The sequence below is a fragment of the Collinsella aerofaciens genome (assembly GCF_040915545.1).
Taxonomy (GTDB): domain Bacteria; phylum Actinomycetota; class Coriobacteriia; order Coriobacteriales; family Coriobacteriaceae; genus Collinsella; species Collinsella aerofaciens_BE.
This window is the reverse complement of sequence record NZ_JBCPDH010000035.1, coordinates 1-19,081: the sequence shown is the minus strand read 5'-3', so window position 1 is coordinate 19,081 and position 19,081 is coordinate 1. Positions and strand designations below refer to the sequence as shown.

Genomic DNA, 19,081 nt, shown 5'->3' with positions numbered 1-19,081 from the left:
CATCGCGCCGAGAGTACTGCGGGGTCAGCCCGTGGGAGGCCAGGGCGCCGCTGACCGGTGGACGGCACCGAGCCGTCGCATGACTTGAAGAAGGGGGAGGCCTCGCGGCCTCCCCCTTTTTTGCGTTAACACTTCACAATATAGTTGCATTTCACCTGTAACCCGGTTGGGCTTATGGGTAATGAGCTTTTATTTAAAGACAATAAATCGAATCACAAGGGCAATTGCTATGACCACAATGATCAAAAGCAGAATTGTCAGTCGATGTTGCTTACGTCGTTTACTTGACGATACGAAGATCGTTTTCCCTTGTTTTGGCGTCTCGAGATAACGAGCCGAATGCGTTAAGGTTTGCTTAGGTCGAGGACCTCTTTGCTGTCGAGTTTTGGGCGTTTTCGTCGGGACGTCATTGATCGCGCTGTTTTTTGATAACGGTGCATCTTTCAGATATACGGGATCGCTCGATGCGACGCCCATATGCTTACGTCCCGTCTGGGCATCCTCGAGCGTTTGATATCGATTTCTCGTAACATACTCGGGCTCTGCATCATTAATGGGCTCTTGCGAGATGTGGGGGCGATGGAACCGTGGTGGCTGCGCGGAAGTATCTTCCCCCTGCGTCGGCATAAACATATTGTTCTGGTTTTGGTCGTCCATGATGCCCTTTAGCTCGTTTCCAACAACGTATACGCGCTCATTGTAAGCCCCTTGTTATTTGTAGCTGTGGACATACTCGTTATTTAAGCTCTGGTTCAAAGAACCTTAACCTTCCTAAAACCTGAGTCATATACACTTAGATATGCTTATAGTAGTGGACTCAAAAAACTTTATAGTCGATGTATATATGAGCACTGGGTGGGCATATATAAGAGCGTCAAAAGAAGTCCCAGTCACCTAGAAGATGACTCGGCAGTCCTATAAAGGAGTGGTAAACATGGCAAGCATGGTTCCTTATCGTTCGGTTTTTGGCGTTCGTCCCTCTGCAAGCTCGCTGTTCGATCTGTTTGATGATATGAGCGACCTAGCGAACAACTCAATTGCCTCTAAGGCGTTCCCCGTTGACGTTGAGGATAAGGGCGATGGCTATGAGGTCAAGGCTTATCTGACCGGCGTCGCCAAGGACGATATCGATGTCGAGCTTAACGAGGGCCGTCTGTCCATTAGCGTGAATGTCGAGGAAGACGAGGAGAACGAGGGCAAGAACTTCCTGCAGAAGGAGTTCAGCTCGTACAGCGCGACGCGTGGCGTGTATCTTAAGGACGCTTCGAGCGAGGGCCTCTCGGCTAAGTACGCTGACGGCATCCTGACCGTTACGGTTCCCAAGATCGTTGAGAAGAAGAACGTTACGAAGATCTCCATCGACTAACTTCGTTGGTGTTCTGCGCTATTAAAAGATAACAAAAGGGGCTGGGAAGCGACTCCCGGCCCCTTTTGCTGTCTAGGAAAGCCTATTGAATGGTTGCTGGCCGATACTGGCTTGCGGGGCATATCGAGAGTTTTCGTGATCCTTGGAGAAGGGTGGCGGAGCTGCCGACCTCGTCATCCAGGGTTGCGGCTAGAGCTTTGGCATAGCTTTTGACGGTAAGGCTCGGACGATTGTTATCTTGGCTGATATGCATGGCAATGAGCTGTTCGGTGCGATCGGTAACAAGTTCGCGCGCGGCTTCGGCGGCTTGGTCGTTGGAGAGGTGTCCCCTTGCAGACAGGATGCGCTCCTGAAGAAAGCGGGGATATTCTCCCTCGCGCAGCATGGTCACATCGTGGTTGCTTTCGAGCGCAAGGACTCGACAATCTTTGAGGGTGTTCATGGCTTGGCTCGATAGTTCTCCGGTGTCGGTGGCAAAGCCGATTGAATCATCGAGAGCATTGAATCGATAGCCGACAGGATTGATGACATCGTGTGATGTTGAGTAGGTTTGCACCTGGATGCCGGCAATGGATAGGGTGTCACCGGGATCGAATTCCTCGACAGGCAGATGCGAAAGACTTTCTTTGCTCGAAAGTGTGCCCCTGCTGGCAAAGAGGGGGCCGTGCCAGTGCTTGCACCAGACATCGAGGCCCTTGATGTGATCGCTATGCTCATGAGTAATGAGAAGAGCCGAGACGTTGTCTGTCGAGAGCCCCAGTTCTGCCATGCGCTTTAATGTCTCGCGGCGAGACAGTCCGTCATCGACCATAATGAGCCCCCGGGGGGCTTCGATGAGCGCACAGTTGCCTTTTGAGCCGCTGCCAAGGATATGAAGGTGCAGACGAGACATAAGATTCCAAAGGATACAATGGGTGCGAACGAATAGAGGAGGAAGCAAATGCCAACGGTATCTCAGCATTATGGACACCATGCTGCATCGTGGGCCGATGATAAGGCCCTGGCAACGCGGCAGACGGCTGCCCCCGTGGTGCTCATGGTATCAGGTGGTGCGGACTCGACGGCTTTGCTCCTTATGGCGTGCACATCAAAGCTGGATATTCTGGATGGGCGTGGTGTAGCCCCCATCGCGCGCGAGCGGCTGCACGTGCTGCATGTGAACCATCATCTGCGCGGCGAGGCATCCGATGGCGACGAGGCCTTCGTGCGTGAGCTCTGCGCACAATATGGCTTGCCGCTGTGTGTTGAGCATGCCTATTTTGACGATGAATCGGGCAATATCGAGGCGGCTGCCCGCGAGGTGCGCTATGCCGCGGCGCGGAGGTATGTTCGCGAGCTCTGCGCCCAGACGGGGGCACCGCGAACGGCGGCTCGTATCTGCACCGCGCACACGTCTTCGGATCGCGCGGAAACGTTTTTGATGAACGCGATTAAGGGTTCGGGGCCCGCTGGTCTATCGAGCATTCCTCGCCGGAGGAATATCGTGGTGCGTCCCTTGCTCGACCTGACTCATGATGAGCTCGTAGGCTATCTGCAGGTGCATGGTCAGCCGTGGCGAGAGGACGAGAGCAACGAGGACGTGTCGTACTTGCGTAACTATGTGCGCCATCGGGTGATGCCGGTGGTGGCGCAGCGCAACGCGAGCGTCTGTAAGACGATTGGCGCCGCCTGCGAGATCTTAGGCGATGAGGACGCCTTTCTTTCCCAGCTTTCCGCGCAGGCGTTTCGAAGCTGCCTGCGTAAGGAGGCAGCGGGTGCACTGGTCCTTGACGCTCGCCGACTGGCCGCGGCCGAGGTGGTGATTGCTCGGCGCATGGTGCGACTGGCAATTAAGCGTATCGACCCCGACGCTCGCCCGGAGATGCGGCATGTGGAGCGCGTGCTCGCCTGTGTCGCCGAAGGCTCGGGTTCGGTCACGCTGCCGGCGGGAATCGATGCGCGCGTGGAGTTTGGCATGCTGTCATTCAAGGCCCCGGCGGCGCGCGAGGGGTTAGTTGCCGATTGGGTCGCCATTCCCGGTCGATTGCCGCTGGGGGCGGGCCGCATCCTGGTGGCAGAGCCGATGGCCGTCGAGCCGGGGTGTGATATTGTGCGCCGTGCCCGCGAACTCGCGGGCGCCGGAGGGGTGGCCGCTATGGTGGATGCCGCGACGCTGGGCTTTGCCGATCGCGATAGCGAACGGATGCTCGCCGGCTCGCGCGGGGAGATTCCCGCCGAGGCGCGTTTGGCGCGTCTGTGGGTAGACGGTCCCGTGCCGGGGGATGTGATGTGTCCGTTGGGCATGAGTGGGCGAAGTAAGAAGGTATCCGACCTACTCAACGAGGCTCGTATTCCTGTTTCTGAGCGCGCAGGCGTTCCCGTGGTGAGAACGGCTCCGGGAGGTGCCGTGGTATGGGTCGCAGGCGTTCGCACGGACGAGCGTTTTAAATGCACGGCCGCAACGCGCGTGGCGTATCTGCTTCGTGTGGTCGATGCGGAATAGCGTCCCACGCCAGCTATTCTGTGCGACGTTGACGGTATTCCCGCGCTGATGGCGTATGGGCTGGAAAATATATCCCGTGCGCTGCTAGAATGTGAAGTTCGCGTCCATACGGCGGTGTGTGGGCGATAAGCACAAGAAAGGGTTGTCATGGCTTCTCAACATCCGGATATCGAGAAGGTTCTGTTTACGCAGGAGGATATCGACGGTATCGTCTCTCGCCTAGGCGAGCAGATTACTCGCGACTACGCGGGTAAGGATCTGGTGCTGATTGCGGTCCTGCGCGGCGCTGTGGTCTTTATGGGCGACCTGATGCGCAAGATCGAGCTGCCGACCAACATCGATTTCATGGCTGTTTCGAGCTATGGCAACGGTGTGAAGTCCTCGGGTATCGTGCGTATCATTAAGGACCTGGATATCGACATCCGCGGTCGCGACGTGCTGATCGTCGAGGACATTCTGGACTCGGGCCTGACGCTCAAGTATCTGATGAAGAACCTCGAGAGCCGCAAGCCCGCTTCTCTGGAGGTCGCTGCCTTCCTGTGGAAGGACGTTGAGGACCGTACCTCGGCCGTCACGCCCAAGTATGTTGGAACCCATTGCCCCGATGCCTTTGTGGTGGGCTACGGCCTCGACTATGCCGAGCGCTATCGTAACCTTCCGTATCTGGGCATTTTGAAACCGGAGGTTTATTCGTAAGATGCCCGACGACCGTAACGATAACAATTCCCAGACTCCCCGGGAGCCTAAGATCCCGGGGGTGCCCGGAGGCAAGAAGCCCACGCGTACGGGCTGGCTGTATTTTATTTTGGCTTGCGCGCTCCTGGGCTACGCCTTCTTTAACATGGGCTCCGGCTTTGCCAATTCCAGCAATACCGTAAAGCTCGCGACGAGCGAGATGGTCAGCGCCATCAAGCAGGATCGCGTCGAAGATCTGACCTATACGGTTCAAGACGGAAGCGTGACGGGTCATTACTGGAAGACGAAGAAGGACAAGGGCGATACGAGCGAGCTCAAGAGCTTCTCCTCGACCTATGTCGGCTCCGATTCGCTTGCCGAGCTTATGGCGGAGCACCCCGATACCAAGTACATCGTCAACACCAATGATCCCGATTTTTGGGGCGACCTGGCGATGAGCGTGCTTCCGACGATCGCCCTGATCGCCATCATGTTCTACTTTATGCGCCAGATGATGGGCGCCAACAACAGGAACATGCAGTTTGGCAAGACCAACGCCAAGACCAACGAGGCCACGCGCCCCAAGGTCAAGTTTGAAGACGTTGCCGGCGTGGACGAGGCAGTCGAGGAACTCGAGGAGATCCGCGACTTTTTGAGCGATCCGGATCGCTATCGCAAGCTGGGCGCCAAGATCCCGCGTGGCGTGTTGCTGGTGGGCCCTCCGGGCACCGGTAAAACGCTGCTGGCCAAGGCCGTTGCCGGCGAGGCGGGCGTGCCGTTCTTTAGCATCTCGGGTTCCGACTTTGTCGAGATGTTCGTGGGTGTCGGCGCCAGCCGCGTGCGTGACCTCTTTAAGGAGGCCAAGTCCCAGGCCCCGTCGATCATCTTCATCGATGAGATCGATGCCGTGGGACGTCAGCGCGGAGCTGGCTTGGGCGGCGGTCACGACGAGCGCGAGCAGACGCTCAACCAGCTGCTGGTCGAGATGGACGGTTTTGAGGAGAGCGAGTCGGTCATCCTGATCGCCGCGACCAACCGTCCTGACATCCTGGATCCGGCATTGCTGCGTCCCGGTCGTTTTGACCGTCAGGTCACGGTCGACCGTCCGGATGTGAAGGGCCGCGAGCAGATCTTGCGCGTGCATGCCGAGAACAAGCCGATGGACGAGGACGTGAAGTTTGAGAAGCTCGCCCAGATGACCGTTGGCTTCACCGGCGCCGATCTGGCAAATCTGCTCAACGAGTCTGCGCTGCTGGCTGCCCGCCGCCATCGTTCCGTGATCTCGATGGACGAGGTCGAGGAGTCGATGGAGCGCGTGATTGCCGGTCCGCAGCGCAAGGGTCGCGTGATGACCGAGGCCGAGCGCACCACGATTGCCTACCACGAGAGCGGTCACGCCCTGGTGGGTCACATCCTGGAGCACTCCGATCCGGTTCACAAGATTTCGATCGTCAGCCGCGGCCAGGCTTTGGGTTACACACTGCAGCTTCCGCAGGAGGATCACTTCCTCAAGACCAAGAACGAGATGCTCGACGAGCTCGCCGTGTTCTTGGGCGGTCGCGTTGCCGAGGAACTCATGTGCGACGACATCACGTCGGGCGCGAGCAACGACCTGGAGCGTGCGACCAAGATGGCGCGCGAGATGGTCACGCGCCTGGGCATGAGCGAGGAACTCGGCACGCAGGTGTTTGGCGAGGCGCAGCATCAGGTGTTCCTGGGCCGCGATTACGCCGATCATCAGGACTACTCTGAGGAGACGGCGCGTCGCATCGATATCGAGGTTCAGCGTATTATGCGTGAGGCCCATCGTCGTGCGGTCGAGATCCTGGATGCCCGTCGCGATCAGCTCGATCTGATGGCCAAGGTGCTGCTTGAGCGCGAGACCGTCGAAGGCGACGCCGTGAGCGCCCTGCTCGACAACGAGTGGGATGCCTACCTTGAGCGCGAGGGCGATATCCTGGCGGCCAAGGAGGAGCGCAATGCCAAGGCGGCCGGCATGCCGACCAAGAAGCGCGCGCCTCGCATGAGCGAGGAGGAGCTGGCGGCTGATGCCGCAGCCTTTGCGCAGGCGGCTATGCAGGAGAATGCCGAAGCCGCATCCGATGATGCCGGCGATGACTGTGCCGCCAATGCCGGTGCCGACACCGACGCCGACAAATAGCCTTTGTGGCGAAAGCCTCTGCGGGGAAACCTGTGGAGGCTTTTTCTTTTGAGCGATATGGGGTCATCTGTTGATTGGGGACAGACTTAAATGAGCGTTTTCACGCATTTAAGTCTGTCCCCAATCAACATTGCTGCGGCACTTTGCCCGACTAAAGCGTACAATAGCGCCTATGCGAAAGGGGTACAGATGATCAACGAAACCATGTATGCTCGCGGTGCAGAGAGCTCTATCATCCGCGAGATTTTTAGCTATGGCCTTGAGCGCAAGGCGCAGATTGGTGCGGAAAACGTATTTGATTTTTCGCTGGGCAACCCGAGCGTTCCTGCTCCCACTGCCGTCGCGGAGTCCATCAAAAAGGCGCTTGAACTGCCGAGCGAGCAGCTGCACGGATACACGCCCGCACCGGGCCTGCCGCAGTGCCGTACCGCCGTTGCTGAGTCGCTCAACCGTCGCTTTGGCACGAGCTATGAGGGCAAGGATGTCTTTATGACCGTGGGCGCGGCGGCTTCGCTCACCTGTACGCTCAACGCCGTTACGAATCCGGGCGACGAGGTTATTGTTATCGCTCCGTACTTTCCGGAGTATCGCGTTTGGATTGAGAAGGCCGGCTGTACGTGTGTCGAGGCGCTTGCCAACGAGGACACATTCCAGCTGAGCGTGGACAACGTGCTCAAGGCGATCAGCGATAAGACGGCGGCCGTCATTATCGACTCGCCCAACAACCCGACCGGTGCCGTGTATACGCGCGATACGCTGACGCGACTGGCCAATATCTTGCGCGAGGTCAACGCCAAGCGCGATCCCGAGAACCCAATCATGCTTATCTCGGATGAGCCGTATCGCGAGATTGTCTATGGCGCCGAGGTGCCTTGGGTGCCTTCGATCTACGAGCACACCATCGTGTGCTACTCGTATTCCAAGTCGCTTTCGCTGCCGGGCGAGCGCGTGGGGTGGATCCTGGTTCCCAATACGAATCCTCAGGCAGCGCGTCTGATGCCGGCTGTTGCGGGTGCTGCCCGTACGCTGGGCTTCGTGTGCGCACCGGCGCTCTTCCAGCGCGTGATTATCGATTGCATCGATGAGCCGAGTGACGTTGAGGCCTATGCTCGCAACCGCACGGCGCTTACCGACGCCTTGGCGGACTACGGCTATACCTATGTTGAACCGGACGGTGCTTTCTACCTGTGGGTGAAGGCACTCGAGCCCGATGCGAATGCGTTTTGCGAACGCGCAAAGAAGTATGAGCTGCTTGCGGTTCCCTCGGACAGCTTTGGTATGCCGGGTTGGTTCCGCCTGGGCTATTGCGTGAGTTACGAAACGATCATCAATTCGCTACCCGCTTGGAAACAGTTGGCGGACGAGTATCGTTAAAAGTAAAGCGCTCTGCCTACAATGTTTTACGTGAAACGGGGTTTGGTGCTAAGCCGGACCCCGTTGTCATGGACGTTGTGTCTTTGGGATGGAGTGGTTTTACGACTATCGAAGGCTATGCGTACAATGAATATAAGCGACGGCCATGCCAGATAAGGAGACCCGATGCCCTACCTGCTTTCTTGTGACATTCATACTCATACGATGTTCTCTGCGCATGCATATTCGACCATTGAGGAGAATGTGTACTGGGCGGCAGAACGTGGCCTGCAGGTGCTCGGATCTGCCGACCATTTGAGCTCTATGGTTACGGCTTGCCCTAATGACCTGCGCAGTTATCAGTTCTTTATCAACCAGGATATCTGGCCGCGCATTTGGAGCGGCGTGCTGGTGCTGCGTGGTGCCGAGGCCGATATCGTTTCGCTGGACGGAAGCCTGTTTGGCGAGGACACTCCTGTCACGCTCGATATTGCCGGCGATTCGTACAGCCGTCAGCATTCGCTGTTCGATTTGGTTACGCGTAATTTGGATTATTTGGTTGCAAGCGTGCATAATCCGCAGATTGCTGAGGGCGCGACGCTCGCCCAGACGACCGAGATGTATATCAATGCCCTGGAGCACCCCAAGGTGTTTATGCTGGGCCACACGGGTCGCTCGGGCGTGTCGTTCGATATCGACGAGGTGCTGCTGGCGGCTAAGGCCAAGCACAAGATTATCGAGATCAACAACCATAGTCTTGAGCATGGCACGGATGCCGAGCATTGGAACGTGTGTCGCAAGATTGCCGAGCGCTGCGCCGAGCTGGGCGTGGGTATTGGCGTGTCGACCGATGCCCACATTGGCATGGCCATTGGCAAGCTTGATCACGCGCGCAAGATGCTCGACGAGATTCACTTCCCGCTGGATTTGATCGTGACGCGCGACCGCGAGACGCTGCTGCGCGAGATGGCGGCAGCCGGCGTGTGCGATCTGCGCAATGGGATGTAGCGGAGTTTATAAACCAAGCGAAGGGGGCGGCCCAGGCGGGTCGCCCCCTTTCTTGTCCCAAAAATATACTGAGGTTGGTTAGCGGCGTTCGAGGACCGCTACGGTTTCGGTGTGGTCGGTGTGAGGGAACATGTCGACGGGCGTGATCTTGAGCAGGCGATAGCCTCCGTCGAGGAGCTGATGCAGGTCGCGCTCTTGAGTCACGGGGTTGCAGCTGATATAGGTGATGCGGCGCGGCTTAAGTGCGCAGGCAGCTTCGAGGAACTCGGGGGTGGAGCCGGCACGCGGCGGGTCGATGGAAAGGACATCGATCCGCTCGTTGTTGTCGGCGGCATCTAGGATGTAATCGGTGGCATCGTCGGCCATAAACCAGGCGCTGCGGGTAAGACCGTTGAGCTCGGCATTGCGGCGTGCGTCGGCAATGCCCGCCGGGTTGCGCTCCACACCGAGCAGCATGATGCCGATCCCCTTGTTCTGGGCATCTTTAGCTGCGCAAAGACCGATGGTGCCGCTGCCGCAGTAAGCATCCATAAGCACATCGCCCTGGCGCAGATCCATGCCGTCGATAGCGAGCTGATAGAGCAGCTCGGTCTGCTGCGGATTGGTCTGATAGAACGCGGTGGGGGAGATATCGAATTCGCAACCGAGCAGCTGGTCGCGCATGCACTCGGCGCCATATACAATGCGGGTTTCCTCGCCGAGGATGGCGTTGCCGGGACGTCCGTTGATGTTTTGGGCGACGGTGACGATGTGCGGATTGAGTGCGGCGACAGCCTCAAAGAACTCCTGCGCATGCGGCAAGTCGCGCTGAGCGGTCACGAGCGTGACCATGACCTGGTCGGTACGCCAGCCGCAGCGGACGATGGCATAGCGAAGCAAACCAAGATGCTTGTCCTCATTAAAGGCGGGAATATGCAGCCGCTCAGCTTCGTGTGCGATGCCGTTGAGAATCTGACGGGCGCCCGGTGCCTCGATGGGGCATTCGGGTACGGCAACGATCTTGTGCGTGCCGCGCTCAAAGAAACCGCAACGGACGGCGCCCTCCTTACCGGGAGCAAAGGGAGTGGCAGCCTTATGACGAAAGCCACGCGGCGCAGGATATTTGCCCGGGTCGCCCAGGGTGACACCCATGCCACGAATAGGATCTACAGCAATGCCCTCACGCTCACAAAGCGAAGCAAAAAGCTCCTCCATAGCAGCCTGCTTGGCGGCGAGCTGCTTCTTATAAGGACGATTGAGCGCCGTACACCCACCGCAAGCTTTCATGATGGAACAAGGAGACTTGGGATCAACGGCCTTACGCGCAGACGGAACCGGATTCTTATACGGGCGCTTGGAGCGATTCTGAGATGCCTTATCGTCGTTCCGACGAGAGCCGGGACGCTTGGCCTTAGCCTTGCCCTTAGCCGACTTACCCTTCGCATTCAGAGACGACTTGGATTTCTTAGAAGATTTTTTCTCCCCCGACCCCTCAGCCGCCTCGATCAAAGCACGACGAGCCTTACGCTCCGCACGAGATTCTGCCATCAAAAACTCCACTAATTCATGAATTAAAAGCTGCAAGCATTGTACCGTGCCAAGCCAGCGGGCGATATGCAAGCGGCCATTTCCTGTCAGTGATAAGTCCAACGATGTTTGCCCGGCGCGGGCGGGGAGCGGCGCGTAATTAAGTTTATCGCGAGTTCCGCACGAACAGGAGGCCACTTAATGTGGCCTCCGTCGTGAGCAGGACTGTAGAGCAGGAAACTTAACCCCCGCACCCCTCGCGCGGCGGGCAAACTCATCTTGTGCTCTATCACGCTAAAGTGTATGATTCTGAACGTTACATGACTCACTTTACCTAACTAAAGTGCCATCAAGGGGGAATACCATGAATACCGATATGTCTCGTCGTCAGTTTGTTGGTCTAGCCGGTTCGCTCGCTACGGTTCTAGGCCTTGGCCTGGTAGGCTGCGGTGGTGGTGCCGGTAAGGGTTCCGCTGCTGGCTCTGCCGCGGCCAAGGATGTGAAGGGCGCTGCGGAGTCCAAGAAGCTCGTGGTGGGCTTTGATAAGTCCTATCCTCCGTACGGCTTTGTGGGCGACGATGGCGAGTACACCGGATTTGATCTCGATCTTGCCAAGGCTGTTGCCGATAAGCAGGGCTGGGAGGTCAAATACGAGGCCATCGATTGGGATGCCAAGGACACGCTGCTTAACTCGGGCGCCATCAACTGCATCTGGAACGGCTTTACCATGGAGGGCCGTGAGGACGACTACACGTTCTCCGAGCCGTACATGCTCAACGAGCAGGTGCTGGTGGTCAAGAAGGATGCGGGCATCAAGGGCTGGGACGATCTTGCCGGCAAGACTGTGATTACCCAGACCGATTCCGCTGCGCAGGATGTGCTCGAGGGTGATCAGAAGGATCTGGCAGCGACGTTTGCCACGCTCGACACGATCGGCGAGTACAACACGGCCTTTATGCAGCTCGAGAGCGGCGCGGTCGATGCCGTGGCGTGCGATCTTTCGATTGCCCAGTATCAGCTTGCCGCCAAGCCCGATGCCTATACGCAGCTTGATGAGCCGCTGTCCAGCGAGCACTACGCCGTTGGCTTTAAGAAGGGCGACACCAAGTCGGCCGATGCTGTAGCCGAGTCGCTCAAGGCGCTCTACGAGGACGGCACGGTCAAGGACCTCTGCGATAAATATTCAAGCTATGGTTTGTCTTTCGATAATTGGGTGCTTAAGTAATGTCTATTCAGGTCATGATGCAGATGCTTGGCCAGGGGTTCTTGGTCAGCTTGCAGCTGTTTGTGCTGACGCTGCTGGGGTCGATTCCGCTGGGAATCCCCGTGGCGTTTATGCGCATGAGCAAAATCGCGCCGCTTCGCTGGATTGCGCGCATCTATATCTCGGTCATGCGCGGTACGCCGCTCATGCTGCAGATGTTTGCCATCTACTTTGCCCCGTACTACGTGTTTGGCATTTCGCTCACGCCCGATTCCAAGTGGACGGCGTGCGTCGTAGCGTTCATCATCAACTACGCCGGTTACTTTGCCGAGATCTATCGCTCGGGCCTGCAGTCCATTCCGCGCGGTCAATACGAGGCCGCCGAGGCGCTGGGCTACTCGCGCCTGCAGACGTTTTTGTACATTGTGATGCCGCAGGTTGCCAAGCGTATTCTGCCGGCGATGGGCAACGAGATCATCACGCTGGTCAAGGACACGTCGCTGGCGTTTGCCATCGGCGTGGGGGAGATGTTCTCGACGGCCAAGGCGCTGGTCGCCTCGCAGGTGAGCATGGTGCCGTTTGCGATCGCGGCGCTAATCTACTGGGTCTTTAACTTCGTCGTCGAGATGCTGCTGGGCGCCGCCGAGAAAAAATTGGATTACTACCATGATTAATTCGGTAATGAATATATCGAACGCGCGTAAGGCGTTTGGCGGCAATGAGGTGCTCAAGGATATCTCGCTTGAGGTGAAGCGTGGCGAGGTCGTGGCGATTATCGGGCCTTCGGGTGGCGGCAAGTCCACGCTGCTGCGGTGTGCCACGCTGCTCGAGACACTCGACGGAGGCTCACTCTCGTTTGGCGACCTTGCCGTTGCGACGGATGCGGGTTCGGGCGCGGTCTATGCGAAGGGCGATGTGCCCAAGCAGGCGCGCTCGCGATTCGGCCTGGTGTTCCAAAATTACAACCTGTTCCCGCACTATACCGTGTTGAAAAACATCATCGACGCGCCGATCCGCGTGCTTAAGCGCCCGCGCGAGCAGGCGGAAGCTCGTGCGCATGAATTGATTGCTCAGATGGGGCTTGTGGGCAACGAGAACAAGGTTCCGTGTGAGCTTTCGGGCGGTCAGCAACAGCGCGTGAGTATTGCCCGCGCCTTGGCGCTCGACCCGGAGATCCTGTTCTTTGACGAGCCGACCTCGGCACTCGATCCCGAGCTGACGGCCGAGGTGCTGCGTGTCATTAAAGACCTTGCGGCGCAGAATATGACGATGGTGATCGTGACCCACGCAATGCAGTTTGCGCGCGATGTTGCCGGTCGTGTGGTCTTTATGGATGGCGGCCGCATTGTCGAGGAGGGACCTGCCGAGCAGGTTATCAGTCATCCGCGCGAGCAGCGCACGCGTGAGTTCTTGAGCCGTATCGAGGGGTAGGCTCAGGTATTTACTCAACTATTAATTGAGGCGAAGCCGCCGCAGGTCTTACGGTCTGTGGCGGCTTTTTGTTTGCATCGACGGGGTTCAATAATCGCCCCACAAGCTTGTCTCTTCCTCTCGCCGCCTGTATTCATACGTGTGCCGAAAGGTATGCATGGACAGCCGCCCGTGAGGGTAGGGTGGTGGCATAGGACATTTGGAGGGTGAGTCGGCTCGGCTGCCGACCATGCTGCTCCCGGGATGGCACCGACCGCGAACTCTCCCCGTTGGCGTCGCGCATTGCGCGCGGCCCTGCAAGGAGGTCATCATGGGTGCTCCCAAGACCGGTAACGTAAGGAACGTGGTGCTCGTAGGCCAAGGCGGGGTGGGCAAGACTTCACTCGCCGAGGCCATGCTCCACCTTTCCGGCAAGACCGCCCGCCTGGGCGGCCACGACGGCACCAAGCCCACGCTCGACTATGACCCTGAAGAGGTTAAGCGTGCGTTTTCCATCTCGACGACCATTGCGCCGATCGACTGGAAGGGCGCGCGCATCAATGTGCTCGATGCCCCGTGCTACCCCGATTTTATCGGCGACGCCTTTGCCGCGATGAGCGTCTGCGAGACGGCTCTGTTTGTGGTCGACGCCGAGGCCGGCCCGCAGCCTACGACAGTTAAGCTCTGGTATGCCGCCGAGGACCTGCGCCTGGCGCGTGCGGTGTTCGTAAACCGCCTGTCGCGCTCCGAGGCCAGCTTTGCGACCACAATGGACTTGCTGCAGGAGCGCTTTGGCACGCGCCTGGGCGCCGTGACCCTTCCCTGGGGCGAGGGCGAGGACTTTGACGGCATCATCGACCTGGTGCGCATGAAGGCGCGCCATTGCAACGGCACCGAAGCCGTTGAGTCGGAGATTCCCGAGGAGTATCGTGCCCAGGCCGAGGAAGCCCATGACCATCTGTGCGAGCTGGTGGCCGAGGCTGACGACGAACTGATGATGAAGTACCTGGAAGGCGAGGAGACGCTGACGCAGGAGGAGCTTGAGGGCCTGCTGTCGAAGGCGATTGCCGAGCGCATCTTTGTGCCGGTCTTTGCGGGCGATTGCATTAAGGAGCAGGGCGTCAACTCGCTGATGGACGACATCGCGACGTACTTCCCAGCGCCGACCGACTACGGCGAGATGCCGCTCATCGACGGCGATTCGCTCAAGATTTCGAGCGACGATGACCGTCCGGTGGCGTTTGTGTTTAAGACCCTGGCCGATCCGCAGCAGGGCCGCATCAGCTTTATCAAGGTGCTGACGGGCACGCTTGAGCCGGGCCTTGAGCTGATCAACGCGCGTACCCGCAAGAGCGATCGTCTGGCTCACCTGTATGTGATGTGCGGTCGCGATATGACCGAGGTTGGCCATGCCTATGCCGGCGACATCATCGTGGCGCCCAAGCTGGCTGCCGAGACGGGCGACACGCTCTCGATTACCGGTAAGGTCGAGGCCGCGGCGTTTAAGTTTCCCAACTCGCAGTACCGCATTGCCATCGAGGCCGAGAACCGCGGCGATGAGGAAAAGCTCTATACGTTTATCGAGAAAGCATGCAAGGCCGATCCGACCATGAGTATCGACCGCGACGAGGAGACGGGCCAGACTATCATCTCCGCCGTGGGTGAGGCGCAGGTTTCGGTGCTGCTCAACCGTCTGGAGGATCGCACCAAGGTCGTGGCCAAGAGCGTGCCGATCCGCATTCCGTATCGCGAGACCATCCGCCGCACGGCGAGCGCCCAGGGCCGCCACAAGAAGCAGACCGGTGGTGCCGGTCAGTATGGCGACTGCTGGCTACGCGTGGAGCCGCTCATTGGGCCCGACGGCACGAGCGACGGCTACGAGTTTGTGGATGAGGTCGTGGGCGGCCGCATTCCGCGCTCGCTGATCCCCGCCGTGGACAAGGGCGTCCAGGAGACCATGAAGGACGGCATCATTGCCGGCTATCCGCTCACGGGCATTCGCGTGGCTGTGTACGACGGCTCGTATCACAGCGTCGACTCCAACGAGATGGCGTTCCGCGCGGCGGCTCGCATCGGCCTGCGCAAGGCGTGCGCCGATGCCGACCCGGTGGTGCTGGAGCCCATCGAGGAAATCACGGTGACTATTCCCGAAAGCTACGCCGGCGCTGTGATGGGCGACATCTCGGCATCGCGCGGTCGCGTGACGGGCATGGAGACCGATGAGCGCGGCGACACCGTGGTCATTGCCCAGGCGCCGCTGGCAGAGCTGACGGATTATTCGACGCGCCTGCGCTCTATCACGCGCGGCACGGGTGACTTTACCATGAAGCCCGCTGGCTACGAGCAGGTTCCCTACGATGTTCAGGCCAAGCTGGTCGAGCGCTATGAGGAGGGCCGCGCCAAGTAGCGTGTGGTTTTGCCTGCAATGTGGACGCTGACGAAAAGGCCGCCCTGGGTAATCCAGGGCGGCCTTTTTTGATCCCATGGGGACGGAGGAAAACGAATCATTTTTGGGTTACGGGCGGTGCGGTCGGCACTAGTCTCCGGATGCCTGGTTGCGGCCGGTGGCGTAGTCGATCTGCACGTGCGGCTGCAGGTTGTAGCAGTACACGTGGAAGCAGAGGGTCTTGCCGTGGTCCTCGACCGATTGCGCCTCAAGGCGCACGCCGCGGCAGACAAGTTCCTCTTCGTTATACATGGGTGTGACGCGATAGAGCACGTGGTTGCCCGTCTCGCGGATGTAGCCGAGAATCTGCTCCTCAAACGGCAGCATGCCTGTCTCGTTGAGATAACGCGTGCCGGTGAGGAGATTCTTGCGGTTGGCGTTTTCGCCGCAGAGCGACCAGGCGATGAGGTGGCAGCGGTTGTAGAGGCTCTGGCCCGGAATAAAGTCGTAGCGCTGCTGGCGCCATCCAGCGGGATGGATACGCGAGATATCGCCGCGCTCGCCTTGACCGAGTGATTCGGGGCCCACGCAGGCGAGCGCTTTGCGGGTGCGGCCCAGGCTGTCAAGCTTGGAGAACTTCTTAAAGCAACCCTCTTCTGTAGCGCGCTCGTATTCATCGAGCGTGAATGATGGTGTGCCGAGCGGGTGCGTGCTGTCGGCGCGCAGGGCAACGTAGGGGTTGCCGGCGTAGTCGGGAATGCTGCTGAGATAAACACCGCGGGCGCGGTTGAGGTCGGGGTTTTCGACCTCGTCGATGGGGGTGGCGGCGCTGTCCGCGGAAGCGCCGTCGCCGGTGTCGGTTGCGGCGGAATCGGAGCCATCGCCAGAGTCCTGGCTGTTTTGAGGGTCCGGGGAGCTCGCCGTTCCTGATTCGAGCCGATCGACCAGGTCCGCCTCGTCGTCGGTGCGGCTGGGACTTTCGTTTTGTTTTTCGGCCAGAGCTGCCGCCTGTTCATCACTTTGCGGCGACAACAACTTGGGCGCTCCGTCGAGCGACCCTGTGAACAGCGCAAACCCCAGCACCACGGCGGCGCCGATGGAAAGTACTTGCTTGTAGGCGGACTTGCGCGACATTGCGGCTCCTGGATGGACGGTTGGGAATCTACCAGTCTAGCAGGAGCCGGCAGGGGCCGTTCTGTCGAACAAATACTCAAGATTTGGGATAGACGCTACTGATTCATTTGCCTCATATGGAGCTGCGGTGGTTGTGTATGTGGGGCTATTTTGCGTTTCCCCAGATAAAACCCGCCAAAATAAACCTGTCCCTTTTTGGCAGGTTAATCGGGGGACTATTTCACCGCAACTTAGGGCACGGTTAGGGAGTGTGCACCTTAAAGAGTGGTGCCCTTGATTAGAGAGGTCGCGCTCGTCTCTCTAATTGTCTCTCTAAAGAGAAAGCCAGTTAAAGAGATAACATTGGGCTATCTAACAGTGAATTCGATACATCTCTCTAAATGTCTCTCTAAAATAAGGTGCTTATCTCTCTAAAGTTAGAGAGATATACTATACTTTAGAGAGATAAATCTATCGTTTTAGAGAGACGGAATGCCAATGCTGCTGGATGAACCTCTTGGCCTTATCGTTGAGCGCCTTCGCAGGCGGGGGACTGATGACGCATCGGTAGAAGTTAAAGCCTGCACGAATAAATTGAGCGCAGACGTATGGGAGACAGTGAGCGCTTTTGCGAACACTGCGGGTGGGCTCATTATTTTGGGCCTAAACGAAGCCGAAGGATTTGTTCCTTCGGCTAACTTTGCTATCGATAGGGTGCGCGATCAGTTTGTTTCGGGTATCGGAGACGGAGGCTCAGCGGCAGTGGTGACCCATGCGCCGCGGTACGAGCTTGATCGAGGCGAGGTCGACGGGCTCCAGGTGCTTCTGGTGCGCATCTTTGAACTTGAGCTTAAAGCGAAGCCTTGCTATATCGGCGCGCGCGGCGTGCAGAACGGTAGCTACAAGCGCGTGGATGATAAAGATATCAAGATGTCACCCGCTGAGCTATATGAGCTACAGAGTGCGTTACTTCCGAGCGATGCAGACGGCACGGTGGTTTCGGAGGCAACAGTCGAGGATTTGGATCCAGATGTCGTGCGGTCTATTATCGCAAATCGCCGGCTGCAGACCCCCCGCGTTTTGCGCGGGGCCGATACGCTGGAAAAGCAGCTGGTCAGACTCAATATCACTACAAAGGATGGTGCGGTGAAGCTCGCAGGGCTTCTGTCGGCGGGAATTTACCCCCAGCAGTTCTATCCCAAACTCATGATTGATGTCGCCGTTCATTCCGATGTGGAAAAATCTGCACCCGGGCAACCCCGGTTTATTGACCGCCAGTTGTGCGATGGCCCGATTCCGGCTTGCATCGAAGATGCCCTTGTCGCGATTGGACGGAACTTGCGCAAAGCGGCGATAGTGCAAGGCGCTGGCAGAAGGGAGGATTGGGAAGTTCCCCAGGAGGTTTTGCGCGAGGCCTTGGCAAACGCCTGCATCCATCGAGAATATTCGCCCATGTTTGTGGGGCAGGCCGTGAGTGTCGATATCTATCCAGACAGAATAGAGATCAAAAACCCCGGTGGGCTTTGGGGCGGAAAGACGGTGGACAATCTTGCAGACGGGGAATCGCGCTGCCGAAACCCAAAGCTCATGAGCCTAATGGGGGCGACGCCGTTAGAGCATGCCGAGGGGGCCGTTGCAGAAAGCCAGGGATCTGGTATCCCGGCTATGATTCGCGAGATGGAGTCTCGTTCGCTTGGAAGGCCGAAATTTATCGTTAAGGCCGATTCGTTTACGGTGCTGCTTTCCCGGCACGGGGCGGAGCTTGCTGAAAACCGCACGTGGATTCAGAGCCATGTGGGCACCGAGCTGACGGATCGCGAGGAAACATTGCTCATGTTTATGCGGGAGCATGGGTGCGTATGCGATGTTCAAAAAATACGAGAGGCCCTGAAGTGGGATTCGGATGACATTCGCCTGATCTGCGGGAATCTTGTCGATAAACATGTCCTGTCAAAATGTGGCAAAGACACGTTTGAGATTATCGATATGAGCAGAGAATCGTCAGCTTCGACAGCGGATAGGATCCTGGAGGCTCTCAGAGCCGAAGTGGATATGACGGCGCGAGAAATAGCGGTTGCATCGGGGGTCAAAATTTCGTCCGTCCGCTACCATCTGCCAAAAATGGCGGATAAAGGACTCATCGAAGTAATGGGTTCATCGACGAGCCGCAACCGCCGCTATCGGAAGAAGTAGATGCAGCCGAGTCGCCCCTCTTGTGTCTCTCGAAGTGAGATGGGTGCTAGGGGGGCGACTGCCTCGCGATATTTCCCCAGATAAAACCTGCCAAAATAAACCTGTCCCTTATTGGCGGGTCAGTTAACGCAGTGCAGGTTGAGCATAGGTAGTGTCGAGAAAGTTGGTGTAGAGCCCCATCCGAAGCGAGTCGGCCCGGCGTCCTAGAATCTGGAATACGGTTG

15 protein-coding genes are annotated in these 19,081 nt (G+C 58.2%); 11 read left to right on the top strand and 4 right to left on the bottom strand.

The genetic code is table 11. The annotated features are described in order from the left end of the window. Positions 1–189: 189 nt before the first annotated feature. The gene (locus tag AB5202_RS08940) at positions 190–657 is read right to left on the bottom strand and encodes a hypothetical protein (protein ID WP_195363313.1); all 468 of its coding nucleotides are present in this window, start codon (positions 655–657) and stop codon (positions 190–192) included. Between the two features lie 277 nt (positions 658–934). On the opposite strand from AB5202_RS08940, the gene AB5202_RS08935 reads away from it, so the two are divergent. After that, the gene (locus AB5202_RS08935; protein WP_156063448.1) at positions 935–1,366 is read left to right on the top strand and encodes an Hsp20/alpha crystallin family protein; all 432 of its coding nucleotides are present in this window, start codon (positions 935–937) and stop codon (positions 1,364–1,366) included. A gap of 82 nt (positions 1,367–1,448) precedes the next feature. Here AB5202_RS08935 and AB5202_RS08930 read toward each other — a convergent pair whose 3' ends face one another. Then, positions 1,449–2,258 carry an MBL fold metallo-hydrolase gene (locus AB5202_RS08930; protein ID WP_195363314.1) on the bottom strand — a complete coding sequence of 270 codons (810 nt, stop codon included), beginning with the start codon at positions 2,256–2,258 and terminating at the stop codon, positions 1,449–1,451. A gap of 48 nt (positions 2,259–2,306) precedes the next feature. On the opposite strand from AB5202_RS08930, the gene tilS reads away from it, so the two are divergent. The 5 genes from tilS to AB5202_RS08905 all read left to right on the top strand — a co-directional run bounded on the left by tilS (position 2,307) and on the right by AB5202_RS08905 (position 9,045). Beyond that, entirely contained in the window at positions 2,307–3,848 is a 1,542-nt protein-coding gene (gene tilS / locus AB5202_RS08925) for a tRNA lysidine(34) synthetase TilS (RefSeq protein ID WP_368144324.1), read from the top strand. Positions 3,849–3,995: 147 nt separating this feature from the next. Continuing rightward, positions 3,996–4,544 carry a hypoxanthine phosphoribosyltransferase gene (gene hpt, locus AB5202_RS08920; protein ID WP_343007628.1) on the top strand — a complete coding sequence of 183 codons (549 nt, stop codon included), beginning with the start codon at positions 3,996–3,998 and terminating at the stop codon, positions 4,542–4,544. Between the two features lies 1 nt (position 4,545). Then, on the top strand, positions 4,546–6,684 hold the full coding sequence (gene ftsH / locus AB5202_RS08915) for an ATP-dependent zinc metalloprotease FtsH (protein ID WP_368144325.1): 2,139 nt from the start codon (positions 4,546–4,548) through the stop codon (positions 6,682–6,684). 189 nt (positions 6,685–6,873) lie between these two features. Then, entirely contained in the window at positions 6,874–8,058 is a 1,185-nt protein-coding gene (locus AB5202_RS08910) for a pyridoxal phosphate-dependent aminotransferase (protein WP_368144326.1), read from the top strand. A 165-nt stretch (positions 8,059–8,223) separates the two neighbouring features. After that, complete coding sequence (locus AB5202_RS08905) at positions 8,224–9,045, top strand: phosphatase (RefSeq protein WP_368144327.1); 822 nt, start codon at positions 8,224–8,226, stop codon at positions 9,043–9,045. 78 nt (positions 9,046–9,123) lie between these two features. Here AB5202_RS08905 and rlmD read toward each other — a convergent pair whose 3' ends face one another. Then, positions 9,124–10,572, bottom strand: coding sequence for a 23S rRNA (uracil(1939)-C(5))-methyltransferase RlmD (rlmD, locus tag AB5202_RS08900; RefSeq protein WP_368144328.1), 1,449 nt, complete (start codon positions 10,570–10,572; stop codon positions 9,124–9,126). A 343-nt stretch (positions 10,573–10,915) separates the two neighbouring features. Between rlmD and AB5202_RS08895 the strand changes: the two genes are divergently transcribed. From AB5202_RS08895 to AB5202_RS08880, 4 genes are all read left to right on the top strand, one after another. Next, on the top strand, positions 10,916–11,776 hold the full coding sequence (locus AB5202_RS08895) for a transporter substrate-binding domain-containing protein (protein ID WP_006235605.1): 861 nt from the start codon (positions 10,916–10,918) through the stop codon (positions 11,774–11,776). Continuing rightward, positions 11,776–12,429, top strand: coding sequence for an amino acid ABC transporter permease (locus AB5202_RS08890; protein ID WP_368144329.1), 654 nt, complete (start codon positions 11,776–11,778; stop codon positions 12,427–12,429). The genes AB5202_RS08895 and AB5202_RS08890 overlap by 1 nt, the downstream gene beginning before the upstream one ends. Then, positions 12,422–13,186 carry an amino acid ABC transporter ATP-binding protein gene (locus AB5202_RS08885; RefSeq protein ID WP_368144330.1) on the top strand — a complete coding sequence of 255 codons (765 nt, stop codon included), beginning with the start codon at positions 12,422–12,424 and terminating at the stop codon, positions 13,184–13,186. The genes AB5202_RS08890 and AB5202_RS08885 overlap by 8 nt, the downstream gene beginning before the upstream one ends. 310 nt (positions 13,187–13,496) lie before the next feature. Continuing rightward, entirely contained in the window at positions 13,497–15,572 is a 2,076-nt protein-coding gene (locus AB5202_RS08880) for an elongation factor G (protein ID WP_215674451.1), read from the top strand. 129 nt (positions 15,573–15,701) lie between these two features. On the opposite strand, the gene AB5202_RS08875 is transcribed toward AB5202_RS08880, so the two are convergent. Beyond that, on the bottom strand, positions 15,702–16,685 hold the full coding sequence (locus AB5202_RS08875; RefSeq protein ID WP_368140518.1) for a DNA/RNA non-specific endonuclease: 984 nt from the start codon (positions 16,683–16,685) through the stop codon (positions 15,702–15,704). Between the two features lie 477 nt (positions 16,686–17,162). On the opposite strand from AB5202_RS08875, the gene AB5202_RS08870 reads away from it, so the two are divergent. Further along, a complete protein-coding gene (locus tag AB5202_RS08870; RefSeq protein ID WP_349100345.1) occupies positions 17,163–18,857 on the top strand; it encodes an ATP-binding protein in 1,695 nt (564 codons plus the stop codon). Positions 18,858–19,081: the final 224 nt, after the last annotated feature.

What these genes read in the sequence shown, in the direction of transcription:
- AB5202_RS08935 (WP_156063448.1), top strand. Translation starts at nt 935, where the DNA reads ATGGCAAGCATGGTTCCTTATCGTTCGGTTTTTGGCGTTCGTCCCTCT.
- AB5202_RS08895 (WP_006235605.1), top strand. Translation starts at nt 10,916, where the DNA reads ATGAATACCGATATGTCTCGTCGTCAGTTTGTTGGTCTAGCCGGTTCG.
- AB5202_RS08880 (WP_215674451.1), top strand. Translation starts at nt 13,497, where the DNA reads ATGGGTGCTCCCAAGACCGGTAACGTAAGGAACGTGGTGCTCGTAGGC.
- AB5202_RS08905 (WP_368144327.1), top strand. Translation starts at nt 8,224, where the DNA reads ATGCCCTACCTGCTTTCTTGTGACATTCATACTCATACGATGTTCTCT.
- hpt (WP_343007628.1), top strand. Translation starts at nt 3,996, where the DNA reads ATGGCTTCTCAACATCCGGATATCGAGAAGGTTCTGTTTACGCAGGAG.
- tilS (WP_368144324.1), top strand. Translation starts at nt 2,307, where the DNA reads ATGCCAACGGTATCTCAGCATTATGGACACCATGCTGCATCGTGGGCC.
- AB5202_RS08885 (WP_368144330.1), top strand. Translation starts at nt 12,422, where the DNA reads ATGATTAATTCGGTAATGAATATATCGAACGCGCGTAAGGCGTTTGGC.
- AB5202_RS08890 (WP_368144329.1), top strand. Translation starts at nt 11,776, where the DNA reads ATGTCTATTCAGGTCATGATGCAGATGCTTGGCCAGGGGTTCTTGGTC.
- AB5202_RS08875 (WP_368140518.1), bottom strand. Translation starts at nt 16,685, where the DNA reads ATGTCGCGCAAGTCCGCCTACAAGCAAGTACTTTCCATCGGCGCCGCC.
- AB5202_RS08870 (WP_349100345.1), top strand. Translation starts at nt 17,163, where the DNA reads ATGCTGCTGGATGAACCTCTTGGCCTTATCGTTGAGCGCCTTCGCAGG.
- AB5202_RS08910 (WP_368144326.1), top strand. Translation starts at nt 6,874, where the DNA reads ATGATCAACGAAACCATGTATGCTCGCGGTGCAGAGAGCTCTATCATC.
- AB5202_RS08940 (WP_195363313.1), bottom strand. Translation starts at nt 657, where the DNA reads ATGGACGACCAAAACCAGAACAATATGTTTATGCCGACGCAGGGGGAA.
- rlmD (WP_368144328.1), bottom strand. Translation starts at nt 10,572, where the DNA reads ATGGCAGAATCTCGTGCGGAGCGTAAGGCTCGTCGTGCTTTGATCGAG.
- ftsH (WP_368144325.1), top strand. Translation starts at nt 4,546, where the DNA reads ATGCCCGACGACCGTAACGATAACAATTCCCAGACTCCCCGGGAGCCT.
- AB5202_RS08930 (WP_195363314.1), bottom strand. Translation starts at nt 2,258, where the DNA reads ATGTCTCGTCTGCACCTTCATATCCTTGGCAGCGGCTCAAAAGGCAAC.